Annotated in this window: 10 protein-coding genes; 6 read left to right on the top strand and 4 right to left on the bottom strand. The window is 47.0% G+C overall.

The genetic code is table 11. The annotated features are described in order from the left end of the window. The first annotated feature begins 6 nt into the window (after window positions 1-6). The 3 genes from G8768_RS18010 (at window position 7) to G8768_RS18000 (ending at window position 6,830) form a co-directional block, all read left to right on the top strand. Window positions 7-231, top strand: a complete 225-nt coding sequence (locus tag G8768_RS18010) for a hypothetical protein (protein WP_166848126.1) — start codon at window positions 7-9, stop codon at window positions 229-231. A gap of 124 nt (window positions 232-355) precedes the next feature. Next, window positions 356-6,523 carry an RHS repeat-associated core domain-containing protein gene (locus G8768_RS18005; RefSeq protein WP_166848132.1) on the top strand — a complete coding sequence of 2,056 codons (6,168 nt, stop codon included), beginning with the start codon at window positions 356-358 and terminating at the stop codon, window positions 6,521-6,523. Continuing rightward, window positions 6,480-6,830: a type II secretion system protein GspG gene (locus G8768_RS18000; protein WP_166848138.1), complete on the top strand. Its 351-nt coding sequence runs from the start codon at window positions 6,480-6,482 to the stop codon at window positions 6,828-6,830. Before G8768_RS18005 ends, G8768_RS18000 begins: the two co-directional genes overlap by 44 nt. 300 nt (window positions 6,831-7,130) lie before the next feature. Here the strand turns inward: G8768_RS18000 and G8768_RS21190 are convergent, their stop codons facing one another. Beyond that, window positions 7,131-7,256 (bottom strand): hypothetical protein, encoded by a 126-nt coding sequence (locus G8768_RS21190; RefSeq protein ID WP_279546269.1) that lies wholly within the window; start codon window positions 7,254-7,256, stop codon window positions 7,131-7,133. A gap of 34 nt (window positions 7,257-7,290) precedes the next feature. Between G8768_RS21190 and G8768_RS17995 the strand changes: the two genes are divergently transcribed. Beyond that, the gene (locus tag G8768_RS17995) at window positions 7,291-7,530 is read left to right on the top strand and encodes a helix-hairpin-helix domain-containing protein (RefSeq protein ID WP_166848144.1); all 240 of its coding nucleotides are present in this window, start codon (window positions 7,291-7,293) and stop codon (window positions 7,528-7,530) included. Between the two features lie 115 nt (window positions 7,531-7,645). On the opposite strand, the gene G8768_RS17990 is transcribed toward G8768_RS17995, so the two are convergent. After that, window positions 7,646-8,200: a carboxymuconolactone decarboxylase family protein gene (locus tag G8768_RS17990; RefSeq protein WP_166848151.1), complete on the bottom strand. Its 555-nt coding sequence runs from the start codon at window positions 8,198-8,200 to the stop codon at window positions 7,646-7,648. A 196-nt stretch (window positions 8,201-8,396) separates the two neighbouring features. Here G8768_RS17990 and G8768_RS17985 point away from each other — a divergent pair, with 196 nt between their 5' ends. After that, on the top strand, window positions 8,397-8,975 hold the full coding sequence (locus G8768_RS17985; protein ID WP_166848159.1) for a TetR/AcrR family transcriptional regulator: 579 nt from the start codon (window positions 8,397-8,399) through the stop codon (window positions 8,973-8,975). 14 nt (window positions 8,976-8,989) lie between these two features. On the opposite strand, the gene G8768_RS17980 is transcribed toward G8768_RS17985, so the two are convergent. Together G8768_RS17980 and G8768_RS17975 are read right to left on the bottom strand one after the other, a co-directional pair. Then, the gene (locus G8768_RS17980; RefSeq protein WP_166848164.1) at window positions 8,990-11,830 is read right to left on the bottom strand and encodes a calcium-binding protein; all 2,841 of its coding nucleotides are present in this window, start codon (window positions 11,828-11,830) and stop codon (window positions 8,990-8,992) included. A gap of 265 nt (window positions 11,831-12,095) precedes the next feature. Further along, on the bottom strand, window positions 12,096-12,740 hold the full coding sequence (locus G8768_RS17975) for a CatA-like O-acetyltransferase (protein ID WP_166848170.1): 645 nt from the start codon (window positions 12,738-12,740) through the stop codon (window positions 12,096-12,098). 165 nt (window positions 12,741-12,905) lie between these two features. Here G8768_RS17975 and G8768_RS17970 point away from each other — a divergent pair, with 165 nt between their 5' ends. Beyond that, complete coding sequence (locus G8768_RS17970; RefSeq protein ID WP_166848175.1) at window positions 12,906-13,856, top strand: sterol desaturase family protein; 951 nt, start codon at window positions 12,906-12,908, stop codon at window positions 13,854-13,856. The last annotated feature ends 65 nt before the right edge of the window (window positions 13,857-13,921 follow it).

The raw sequence follows: 13,921 nt of genomic DNA, 5'->3' as shown, positions 1-13,921 counted from the left end.
CCTGAAATGGCTGGAAGTGGCGCTAGGATAGGGCGGATATTAGCTTATGTCAATTTTGGAATAAGCTTATTCTTTTTTGGTATATTTATTGAGGTTGGAGAATTACGTGTAGAGATTTCCAGTGGCGGGGCAGGTTCAAAATGGCCTGTTTATCACTATTTTTCTGCGGGAAGTCCTTTCCGTCTTTCGGATATAGAGTGTGGTTTTATCCTAAAATTGTTTATTTTTTAGTCTTGTGTGGGTGGTTTGAGGTTGGTTTTTGTGACAGGTTTGGATTGATTTGTCGAAATTTACAGTTTATCGTTTCCCTCGAAACATAAACCCTAATTCTCTGTGGTAATTTCAAGGAACGAAAATGCATTCATTGCTGCGCTCTCCTGTTGCGTTATTTCTGTTTTCGCAAATCGTCTTATTTTCCGCTCAACAAAGCCTTGCCGCTCAAACTGCAACTCCGCCAGGTTTGAGTTTGCCTAATTTCACCTTGGAATCAAACTTGGGTGGTGTGTACCGAGGTGAATTGCCTGGCCAGGCTCGGGTTGACCACTTAGGGGCGGCCGTTTATGAAATACCATTTGAGATTCCAGAGCATATTGGTGCACTACGTCCAAACCTTAGTATCTACTACAACAGTAACGCCAAAGAAGGATTGTTGGGGCAGGGCTGGTCGATTAGGGGGATTGACGACAAAATTGAGCGTTGTCCCAAAACAATGTTGCACGATGGCGAAGTTGGAACTATTGGATACGATAGTGATGATCGGTTTTGTCTGAATGGTCAACGTTTAATTGCAGTTCAAGGTGTTTACGGAGCAAATGGAACTGAGTATCGAACTGAGAATGATCGGTTTGCTCGCGTTACTTCAATTGGCCAAAGTGAAAGTGGACCTCTGTCATTTAAGGTTGAAACCAAATCGGGCCTCATCAAGCATTATGGGGTTGAAACATCAAAGATTGAAGTTTGGCGACGGAATCTTGTTGTTACTTGGGCTTTAGGTAAGGTCGAAGATCGATCGGGTAATATGTACAAATACCAGTATGATCGTGATTCGAACTACAGTTCTTATCAAATTAGAAAGATTATTTTTGGACATAACAACTCTTTCAATGATAGTTACAGAGTTGAGTTTAAAAGTGAGGGGTCTTGGCGCACTGGGCGGCAGGGTGGATTTAGGAAAACCCTTTCCTTTAAGAGAATCCAAAACGCTGAGATTTATGTTGGCAGCAATAAAGTTTCTACACTTTACTTTCGTTATAAAAACCCATCCCCTGTGGATCAGTTAACCTCCATCAAAAAATGTGGAAAAGGAGGGTGCCCGGAAACGCTAAATATCGAATGGGCTGGAAATGGCGCATTGACTGCTGATCCTCAGTTCTTAACGGTTCCCTTTGAGCCTATTCCCACCGATGGCTCACGCTCTTGCCCTAAAGAAATGCAGGATTACCCGCGCTGGCACGATTTTGATGGTGATGGTCGTGTGGATTACCTGTTCTTTGAGCCGCAAAGCTCATTTGCATTTGACGCTTCTTCCACACTTAATCCGAAGCTCTGGCTTAGTAGCCGTGATGCCGTAGAAACTTGGTCCAGTGATGCTGCAAATGACGTAGAGGAACTGCTATTCGGTGACATCGATAACGACGGTAAAACTGACATTGTCAATGTTGATAAGGATGTTTCAGGCAATATCGAAGTCTCACTATCGACCGGCACGGGGTTTTCCACTCAAAATTGGGGTTTATCTCCCACTGATCCTGCTCAAACGGTGTGGGGAAATCAGACATACACAATGGTTCCACTGGATTCAGAGCATAGTTTGAGAGACGTCAATAGTGATGGTCGTCTCGATTTTGTGTCTATCTATCGGTACAGCACCAGACGCAATCAGGGCGGACAAAATCTGGATTTTGCATGGTTCGATGTCTATGTTCGCCTCAATACCGGCAGTGATTTTTCAGTGGCCGCCAAATGGGCCGCTGGCGTGAACGGATACTATGACAAGGGCAGGTCTTGGGTTGATATTAATAGTGATGGATTGATTGATATTGTTTCAGGGAGTTTGGCGTTTCACATCAACAATGGATCTACTTTTTCGAGTGCCCAATATTGGAGTAATAACTCAAACAACTATCCTTACGAGCAATCTCCGAATGCATCGTATATGGATGTTAACAAGGATGGGTTACCTGATCGATTGGAATATAAAGAGCTAAATGGCCAGACAGGTTGGCATTATCGTATTAACGATGGCTCTGGGTTTGAATCTTATGATCACTTTTATACCAATGCCGGACTTATTCCCGACGTGAATGGAGATGGCTATCTAGATAGCTCAAGTTTCCACTATGAATTACTCCAACATATTCATGCACAGGCAGCGCACAATAGCGATAAGTATAAGGTAAGCGGCGGAGTATCTGTATTATCTCCTCCGTATGGGCAATCGGCTGGTGGGTCATTTAGCATATTGAATGGCATTGCGAGTGGCGATGCTACAAAAGGGCACAATTTTCATCGCCAAATCTTGGACTTTAACAACGATGGTAAATCGGATCATGTGATCTCGCTGGCAAATCATTGTAAAACCGGATATTTCAGACATGTCCCCATATACACCTATGGGGAAACCGGTACCATGTTGTTGCAAATCAATAAAACTGTGGATGCCAATAAAGTTAGCAAAATCACCAATAGTGTGGGTGCGTATTCGGAGTTTAGTTATGACTCGATTGCGAATGGCGCTGTTCATACTGCAAGTTCTGGATCTGTCTTGCCGATGATGGATGTAACTGGTGGCAGAACAGTCGTACATGCCTTGAAGCAGCCTAATGGCGTGGGCGGTGAGTGGACTAAAACTTATCACTATCAAGGCCGTAAATTGAGTGTGGATGGTCGTGGAGACTTGGGTTTTGAAAAAATTACGGTAAGTAACTCTCAAACCGGTATTGCAACAAAAACGCATTATTCTCAGGCTTTTCCAACAATTGGTCGTCCAGTTGAAGTTGAGAAACAGCATATTGCCAGCTCGCGTCGTTTATCTCGTACACAATACAGCTATGCCTCCCAAGCTACAGTTGGTAGCGGCCCGGTATTTCCATATGTGAGTAGTTCAACGAGCCAAAAATACGATCCTGAGGATGGACGTTTGCTGAGCACGCGCATTGTGAATAACACGGTTGATACTTTTGGTAATGTCACGCAATCCAATACTGAATTGAATGACCATGAAACGGGCATAATTTTTAATACTCAAAAACAGCGCAACTTTACCATCAACACCAGTACTTGGCGTTTGGCACAGTTAGATCAGGAGCAAGTGCAATTTGGCCAGGGTGGTGTATTTGATGCATCGCTTACGCGTACCACCGGCTTTAATTATTATCCCAATGGTTTAGTTCAATATCGTTATCAGGAGCCTAATGCGGGTGCACCTTTGGAGCTGACCCAGAGTTTTGAATACAACAGCAAGGGACGTCCGGTTAAAGTCGAGATTTCAGGGCCTGGTATTACAACGCGATCCAGCCTTACGGAGTACCATAGTTGGGGGTTACAGCCTAAATCTATGCATAATGCTGTAGGGCATAAGGCTTCATACGCTTGGTCTCGAGAAGGGTTTCTAACTTCTCAACAAGACGCTAACGGCCTGACTCAAACTTTCTCTTTTGACAATTACGGTTCTTCGACGGGGACAGTGTTGCCTGATGGGAATACGGTTCAGTACGCTATGCGCCGTGATACCTCCGGGCAAAATAATGGAGCGAAGTATTACACAGAGGTTGTCCCTTCAGGCAAACCCGCCGTACGAACTTTCTACGATATGTTAGGTCGCCCGGTACGTGTCCGCACCCAAAGCTTCGACGGTCGCTACGTCAACAAGGATACACAATACGATGCCCATGGTCGCCAGTATCGAGTTTCCGAGCCATACTTCGATGGTGACCCTCGAATTTGGAATACTACCCACTATGATGCCTATCACCGAATCAGTTCGGTCGATGCTGCTGATAATGTTTCCGATACCACGTTTGATTACGACGGTTTTGAAGCAGGGGTGAAAGATAATGCCAATCGTCGTCAGGTGGCAAAAACCAATGCCAATGGTTGGTTGATTGAATCTGTTGATAAGGCAGGCACTAAAACTGATTTTAGCTATAACGCGGCGGGTCAGCGCACACGCGTGCGCAGTGCGGTGGGGTTAAGCAAACAGTTTTCAGTGTTGTATCAATACGACCGCCTGGGGCGTATGACACAGCAGGATGACCCGAGCCACGGTGTGTACAGTTACGAGTACAACGCGTTAGGGCAGCGCACCAAAGAGGTCAGCCCGAAAATGTGGGCGGCGAGTCAAAGTGTGCAGTTTGCTTATGACCTTTTGGGGCGTATGACGCATCGCTATGAACCCGAAGGCACAACCACATGGGAATATGATAATACCGCCAATGGCAATATGGGCTTGGGTAAACTGCATCGTGAAAGCATGCCGGGCTTTAGTCGTCAATACGCGTACGCGGCCGGTCAGTTTGGTCGCTTAACCTCAACCACCACTCAGATCCAAAGTGTGAGTTACACCGAGGGCATGAGTTATGACAGTGAAGGCAATCTGGAAACCATAACGTATCCGGTAACTCCGGGGAGTCCGAGCGGTTGGAAAGCACGTTATCAATACAATGATTTGGGCTTCCTAGAGCGTGTTACGAACGATGCCGATACCGAGGTGTATTACCAGCTGGTCAATACGGATGCGGCAGGACGCTTAACTGAGCAATGGATGGGGGATGGCAGCACACTAACTCAAGCTTACGCGGCGAACAGTTTGCGAGTGACTTCGCAGCAAACGGTAAAAGCGGACAATAACGCCTTACAACATTTTAACTACGCCTATGACAATCTGGGCAATATGACCCAACGCCAGGATGTTACGCGCAATCTGAGCGAAGTCTTTACCTACGACAATTTGGATCGTTTAACCAGCGCTCAGGTCGCCGGTCAAACCAAAGTCGATTATGGCTTTGACGAAACCGATAACATCACCTTGAAATCGGACATTGGAATCTACGGTTACAGTACTACCCGAGCCAATGCGGTGATTGATACCGTATTGAATGGTGTGGCTTCCAACTACAGCTACGATGACAATGGCAACTTCTTCGCCGGCGACAATATGCCCGGTGCAACCTGGAGCAGCTACAACAAGCCACTGACCTTAACCGAAGGCAGTCATCGCTATGAGTTCAGCTATGGACCGAATCGAGCCCGTTATCGCCAGCTTTATCAAGAAACCGGGCAAGCGGACAGGGTGACTCATTATGTCGGCGGTAACTTTGAAGTTATTGCTCAAGGCAGCATAACCGAGTATCGCCATCTGGTGAGAGCCAATGGCCGCGTGGTCATGATGCGCAGAGAGAAAACGGGCAGTGCGCCAAGTACGGATCATGAATACCTGCACCGTGATCATTTAGGCTCAATTACCACGATCAGTAAAGAAAGTGATGGCAGCGTTCTAGGCGAAGTAAGCTACGATGCCTGGGGTAAACGACGCAGTGCCACCGATTGGGCCAGCGCTTATCAAGCACCTGCAAGCATCGATAACTTTGATCGAGGTTACACCGGCCATGAGCATCTTTCGGGTGTGGATATTATTCATATGAATGGGCGGGTTTATTCGGCGGAATTGGGTAAGATGATGAGTCCAGATCCTGTAACGTCGGAGCCGGACAATGGGAGAAATTACAATCGTTATACTTATGCGTATAACAACCCTCTTAAATACGTCGATTTGAATGGCTATGAGGTTGAAGATGCGCCCGGTGCAACATGTCCTAGAGACGGGCCTCCAGCGTGTCCGGGACCAGGGCCGCAGGGTGCATTGAATGCTTGGCTCTGGGGTGTAGGGGCTTATACGCCGCAGGAAGAAGATGACTACGATGGCTGGGTTACCGGTGATAATCGCTCAGATTCTGATGCTCCAAAGAAAGAGGAAAAGGATAAAAAGTCTGACAAGCCTGCGGTTATTGATGCAGAAAACACACGAAAAGAGCGTTTCAGACTGAATCACTACTGCAATAGGGGAGATAATCGGAGTTGTGATCGGTTGCGGGAGCTAGTGCTTTCAGATATCGCAAAAGCGTACGAATGGATTGCTAGATATCGGCCTGACATAATATCTCGTATTGGAGGAGTTTTTTCTTTAGGAACTTTTGGCGTAGTTCAAGTCAAGGATTTGGAGGATCAACCTGGTCGTAGAACACTGGGGCGAACAAATGGATTAGGGGTTATTTTTATTGATCCAATGTATGAAACTGGTGGCGAGTTGACTGGGATTTTGGCTCATGAACTATTGCATAGTTATGGTGGGCTTATCGGAAGGGGGATGACTGATTGGGGGGACATTTTTGTTGGTTGGGGATGGAGTGAACCCCATAATAAATATGATGATCGCGGGGAAAGGCATGGAAATATTTATCAAATAGGGGAAGAAATAGAGAATGAATACAATGATTGGGCAGAAGCGCAAGATCGTAGTTATTAGCTCTTTTATGTTGTTACTTGTACTTGGGTTTATTTACATTCCCAATTTTATTGATACACCTGATAAGTACAGTGATTTGTATAGTGAAACAGAACTCCAAATGTATGAATACCTATTTAGCCTGGATTCTGAGGTGCTACCGAAAGATCCGTGGGGGAATGACTACATAAGAAAGACAGTTGAAGTCGGTCAATATACTTGTGTTTTAGTATATTCCTATGGTTCAGATAGGTCTGTAGGCACTACAACTGGGCTTGGCGTTGATCTTTATAAGATTGGAAATTGTAAGCTAACAAAGGGGGATTAATATTTGTTGGTTTTTAATTCGGTATGTCTCACCTAGGAATAATCTTGAATTTCTGATTCATATCTGGAGGGCATTAAGAGCTAGTAGCAGGTGTCGATTTGTAGTCTATTGAGTTGATAGAGACTCCTATTTTAGCCCATATTCTATATTTTTATCTAGGTTGACGCTTGCTATATTTTAATGGTGGGCTTCTTTCATGAAGCTCTCAATCATTCCTCGAAATTAAAGCTAATTAGAATTTATGTCTTGCTAGTAAATTGAAATTAAGTAGAGGAGGCCTAACAGAGTGGCGGATAGCTCTCAATTAAAGTGGATGGTCAGTTCCTGTTCCTGCGAATAGAGTGAGAAAATGGATTCGGTAAGCGCATAATCGACAGCCATCTTATAGTTGATATAAAACAAACTCAGAGGTAATAATAGCTGCATCAATGTCCTGTGCTTACCTAATTCGTAAACAACTATGACTTTTAACCAAAATGAAAAAGACAAACTCCTATCCCTAAAAGGCGTAGGCCCCTCTGTTATTCAGCGCCTTGAAGAAATCGGTATCAGTTCTTTCTCTGAGCTTCGAAAATATCGAACTGAAGAGATCACGGAGCGTGTGGCAAGTATGTTGAATACGACTTGCTGGAAAAACAGTCCTCAAGCGAAAAGTGCGATTAGCGCGGCGATTGAGTTGGCTAAGGAAGAGTGCCCGTAAAAGCGCATCTTGTTCAGGTTGGGGTGGCAACCTGATGAAAGTGTCTTCTCGATATTCGATCATGGCAAACTCGGCTTTAAAACCGAGTTTGTCTGATACGGTGACTGAACCTGTTTTAAGCGGGCTTTTTCCAAGCCAACGCATCCATCCCTTTATCCAGCGGCGTTTGCATTAAGTGATTGGCGTAGTTCGAAATCGTTTTGTGAGCGATGCCGATAATCACGTCCATAATATTCTGTTTTGTGTAACCGGCATCTAAAAAGGCTTGTACTTCCTCGTCGCTGGCCCAGCCGCGTTGGCGAATCATAGTCAGTGTAAACTGGCGCAAGGCTTCGAGTTTGGGGTCTTGGTAGGCTTCTACATTGCGGGCGGAGTCGATGACACTTTGGTCGATTTTATCCATCATGGCAATGCCGGTGTGGCCGGTCATGCAGTATTCGCAGCCATGTTCGGCATTGGCGGTAAACCAGACAACGTGTTGTTGTTCTTTCGTCAGGCTGCCTTTTACAAAATATTTGGAAAGAGCCATGTAGGCTTCGGCCGCTTCGGGTGATTCTGATAGACCGGCGATCATGTTGGGAATCATGCCATAACCAGCCTGGGCTTTCTCCAATAGTGCTTTGCGTTTTGGGTCTTCAGTTTCGGTAGTGTGGAAGGTAAATTCCGCCATGATCTGGGCTCCTGGTTTTTATTGTGTTTTAGACTGACTGTTTTGGTGTTTTAATCATATTGTACATGTGTGTACAATATGATTAAAACAAAACTTTTGCGACTAGAATAGGGGCAAAGCTGACAAGGCTTTTCTATAATGGCCCGCGAAGGCTGTTTTGCGCGGTTGGGTGTTATCAGTAATTTAGGGAGATTCCATGGCTCGTCCCAGACAATTTGATCGAGAGGCTGCTGTCATGGTGGCGATGAACGAGTTCTGGCAGAAAGGCTATTCCGGCGTTTCTGTAAAATCCTTGTGTGAGCGCTTGTCCATTACCCGTTCCAGCTTCTACAACAGTTTCGAATCGCTCGATGCTTTGTTTGAAGAATCCATGAACCTGTACCTAAGCCATAACCCGATGCAGCAGTTGCAAGATGAAGATATTCCAGCAAATGAAGCAATCCGAAATTGCTTTCGGGTGTTATGTCGCTTGCGAGCAAAAGACAAATTGCACCGAGGCTGTCTGATTATTAATACTCTCAATGAGGGCAGCGCCATGCCAAAGGCGACGGCGCAGGCTCTTGAAAGCAAAATTGATAACGCTATTCATGCCCTGGAAGCTGCTGTTGAGCGCGCCAAAAAGGAAAAGCTGATTGATCGTAAGCAGAACAGTCGCGCGCTGGCACTTTGTCTGCAGTCTTTGGCAACGGGTATCAATACGCTTTCCACTCAAGTTCATGATGAAGCAGAGCTTTGGGGAATTGCCGATACGACGTTGTCGGGGCTCGGTTTTTAGGTGCAAATCGGTTTTTAATCGTAAACAAGGGTTCCGTTATTGATCAGTGCTTGCAGGATTTCTTCCTCCGTGCTGCCGAGGCTGCTTAGATCAACATCGGCCAGTACAATTTCCTGGGTGTTTCCATTGAAGGAACCGTCACCGTCGACATCAATTCGAATGACCGTATCGATAACACCATTGTTAAGCGTCGGCCTGACGTTTCCTGGGACGGAGTTGTTGTGGTCGGTGTTCGGGACCATTTGATCAGTGTTCAGAAATTGAATATCCAAAAAGTCCGTGATGCTGTCACCTGCACCTGGGTCGTAGTTGGCCAGAAGATCACCAAGGTTAAGAATATCTTCGCTGTCGTTAAAACTATAGATGGTGTCCCGATTGGTCTGTGAGCTACTGACGTTATCTTCCTGGTTAAAGATAAACGTGTCGTTTCCATCGCCGCCCAACATAACATCCAGGCCTCGGCCGCCGCGAATAATGTCGTCACCATCACCGCCTGAAATACTGTCGTCCCAGTCGCCACCGTGGATATTGTCGTTACCGTCTTCACCAAGAATGATGTCCATGCCGGTGTTGCCAATCAACGTATCGTTACCACTGCCGCCATAAATCAAATCATGCCAGCTGCCACCGTCGATGGTGTCATCTCCGTCTCCGCCATAGGCTTCATCTCGGCCGTTGCCGGCTTCGATGATGTCATTGCCGTCTCCACCGTGAAGCTCGTCAAAGCCGCTGCCACCTAGCAGATGATCGTTACCCTCATTACCGTGTAGCGTATCCGCGCCATCGCCACCTGCGATGGTATCATTACCATCAAGTCCGCTGATGTTGTCGTTTCCGTCCAGGCCAAACAGATTATCACCGCCGGCTTGATCGGTTCCTGTCAATGTGTCTGCCCCATTGGTTGGAATAATCAACGTTAAAACAGCGGCGTCACTTTGTCCTTGCTCGTCTTCCAATGTGTAGGATATCTGTTCGTTGTTTTCAACGTTCTGGGTGCCGACTAAAAAGCTGTAATTGCCATCGCGCTCGAATGTCAGGGTGCTGAGTTCGTCATGGTTATTCAGGGTAAGTTGTCCGCCGGCCGATACAGAATAAGTGAAGCTCTGACCATTATTGGTGGTACCGTTTTGGTTGCTGACAGCGGTATTTAAATCGATTGTCACGCCACGATAGAGAATACTGCTGATCTGAACAGGGCCGGTGTAGACATCGGCGCCGGAGCCGCCGATGACATTCCCCGTAATGGCGTGCCCGTGAAATTCATTTTCATCATCATTGGCTTGCAGCAAAGGGAGTGGAGCCGGTGCTTCGAGGACGGAACTGTCGCTGGCGCTGATAATGTTGCCAGCAGCGTCGCTGCTATTGGCGATAACGGTGACCGTGTCGCCTTGATTGAAGCTGCTGAAGTCCTGTTGCAGGCTGTATTGTCCATTGGCATCGATCGTGGCTTGGGTGGTGATGCTGTTGCCGCTTTGATCCTGAATCAACAGCTGCACGATGTTGCTCGCGTTTGCTTCCTGGTTCACTTGTCCGCTGATCGTTGTATTTTGCGCATCGCCAATATTAATCAGCTCGTCGCCACCATCGAGAATGGTAACGCTAATATTGCCTTCATAGCCCGCATCGATTCTGCTGGTATCTTCGGTGTTTAAAGTATTGCCAGCCTTATCGCTGATGGTCGCGATAGCGGTAACAATGTCACCGTTTTGGAAATTGCTGAGGTCGGCAATAACTTCATACCGCCCATTGTTGTCTACTGTCGCTTGCTGTTCAATTTGATTGCCGCTGTCGTCCTTGATGAGAAGGGTAACGATATCACCTGTCTGAATTTCTTCACTGTGTATTTGGCCTGTAATGGAGACGTTCTCCAGTTCTGTGGAATTCAAACGTTCGTCACCGCCATCGTTAATGGTGATATCAATCGTTCCTTCAAGCAGTGCGTCTATGCGGCTGTTGTCGCTTGCTTGGATAGCGTTTCCTGCTGGGTCCTGGGCTTCTGCTGTGGCATTTATCTCGCCTGAGAACGCAGACAAATTAACATCTACCGTGTAGCGACCTTCGTCATCAATAGTGGTTTGCACGCTAAGTGTTTGACCATTGCCGTCCTCGATAGTGATTACAATTTGATTATTGGCAGGCGCTTCAGCGCCCTGATAACGGCCGCTAATGTTGACAACGCTTTGTTCGTTCTGACTGATAACGCCGTCGCCGCCATCATCAATGTCGATGTTAATTGTGCCTTGTAAGGCAAGATCCACGAGGGATTGATCTTGTTGACTCAGCTCGTTTCCAGCATTGTCCCTGAGCGTAGCGGTGGCGGTAATTTGATCGCCATCCTGAAAGCCACTCAAGTCGCTTGTCAGTTGATAATTCCCGTTTTCATCAAGGGTGGCATGGGTGTTTATCGTGAGGCCATTTTGATTTCGGATTTCAATGTCGATTCTGCTGCCGGTCACGGCATCCAAACCTGTGGCTTGTCCATGAATCAAAACGGATTGAATTTCCTGGCTATTGAGCAAGCCGTCGTTGCCATCGGCAATATGAATGCTGAGTTCGGCAAAAACCTGGAGGTCTGCGGTTTGTTCTTGTGGAAGGTCTGGAAACAATTCGCCGCCCGCGGCGCGGGTTTCAAAGCCGGCCAGGGGAATAACTTCACCACCGTTCAAACTGAATCGAACGGCATTGGCAACGCTGGAGCCATTGCCGCTTTGTGACCCCGCCGCAGCTGGGTCCAGATCCAGGATATCTTCCAGGCTTTTTCCTTCATCAAGCAGCGCTTCAATGTCATGGATGGAGGACGAGCTTGGCTCTTCAGTGGTGATATCGTCAGCCGAGGTGGGGTTAACTTCAAACATTGTGGCGGCTCCTTCTTGAAGCGTCTGCTGCTTTTGCTCAGGGCAGTCGCAACCCTTTGCTTGATTTTTGTGAACTCTATCACGATTTTTCTGTATGAAAACTGAGCGCAGGAAAGGCTCGTTGAATTGGTAAAAAAGTATGAGCTTAATGCTTTTGCCTGTAGTTCCAGGCGATTAGATTTGGGTGTAGATGGGGACGGAAAAAGGCGTTGAATTGGGAGACGTGCTGACTACCGAGTGCCTGGGAAGTCAGCTGATGGTTTTGCTATGCGGGAATGTTCGTTTCAAAGTGGTTCACGATATCTTGCAAGGCCTCGATATACAAAGCCATATGGTAACCATCCACAAAGCCGTGATGCACATGCACAGAAAACGGCAAGACTTTCTTACCCGCGTTCTCGCTGATTTTTCCGATGGAGACTTTGGGGCAGCCTTCCGAGGCAGAAAATGCTCTCGCATGACTCATGCTGCTGAAATTCAACCAGGGCAGAGCGGAAAAGTGCAGTGCATTTGGCTGGCCTGATTCTTCATCCATAAAAATTCGCGTCGCCGTGCGGGCTTCTTCCTGTTTGCTCAGGAAATCCCGGCAGTGCTGTCGAAAATCATCTTTGTATTCAACATAGCCAAAGCTGAACAGTTGGTTGGCTCGCATAAACACATTGGAGATATGCACGGTGTCGTAAGCGAAAACATCGCCGTCAACGATTCGATAGCGCAGATTCTCAATGTGATTGGCGGCTTTGGTTGCCGCAAACAGCAGGGCAGAGGTGAAGGAAAACCCCATGCTTTTACTGAGCTGAAAAAGCTTACCGACCTCGAGATCGACACAGCAACCCCAGTAAGGCTCCTGGAAACCCTGATAAAACTCAAAGTGCTCCCTTCTTGGCCATTTGGCCATATCAATCTTCACCGTGTTGCTCCTTTGGCTGAAGTTTGGCGAGAGCGCATCTTAGAGCGTCGTTTGGGCGCTGTCACGGCTTAATCCATGGCTCTTGGTTTCTCTCTTGACCGATGCTTGAAATAATGGGTAACATTGATTCCATAAAAATAAACACGATATCCGAGGCTCCCTGCTATGCAACGTTACATGCCATATATTGCCTTCCCGATGGTGTTGTTGGGCGGGTTGTGGATCTGTTCTTCCTTATTCGGCCCCCTGGAAAACCCGGCACTGGCACCTTTTGTCGTCATATTGGCCTGGGCCATTCCCTGGATGATTTTCCTGGAATGGTGGACGCCGTACCGAGAAGCCTGGAGCCGGAATCATGGGGACGTAAAAACGGATGTCATTTATTTGCTGTTGATCCAATCCCTGTGGCCCAGATTACTCAGCGCCTTCTGGATTACCGCCTTGGCGAGCGCGACTATCTGGTGCAGTCAGAATCTGCAGTTCTTTGATGGACAGAGCTGGCCTCACCATTGGCCCCTGGCTTTGCAGCTGGTGTTGGCATTGCTCTTGGCGGAGTTTGGGCGATACTGGGTGCATCGCTGGGCCCATGAGGTCTCGTTTCTATGGCGCTTTCATGCGGTTCACCATAGCGTAGAGCGACTGTATTGGCTCAATGCGGCGCGCTTTCATCCGGTAGAGAAAATTCTGCTTCACATTCCTGAAACCTTGCCATTTATTTTATTGGGGGCCAACGCCGAAGTGTTGGCTCTGTATTTTGTCACCACCGGTATACATGGACTGTTTCAGCATTCCAATATCAAATTGAAACTGGGACCGTTCAACTACGTGTTCGCCATGGCGGAGTTGCACCGATTCCATCATTCAAAGGTGATTCGGGAATCCAATAGCAACTACGGCAACAATCTGATTATTTGGGATTTGGTCTTCGGGACTTTCTATTGGCCAAAACGGCGCGAGGTCGGGGATATTGGTTTGTTGAATCCTGAATATCCCAAGAGCTTTTTGCATCAGTGCTTGGCACCTTTCCATAAAGCCAAGTTGGATAAGCCGGCCGACTATGCAAGTAACCCTGAGAAGTATCAACAGTCTGAACAATCGCTAAGTAGAACGCAATAAACCCAATTTGCCTTGGTTCTGTCATGCTGGCGCACTAGAATAGCCGGCTTGTTGTGAGTTTATAA

The sequence above is a fragment of the Pseudoteredinibacter isoporae genome (genome assembly GCF_011602085.1).
GTDB lineage: Bacteria > Pseudomonadota > Gammaproteobacteria > Pseudomonadales > Cellvibrionaceae > Pseudoteredinibacter > Pseudoteredinibacter isoporae.
The sequence above is the reverse complement of the archived record's forward strand: the minus strand, read 5'-3'. Positions and strand labels throughout refer to the sequence as shown.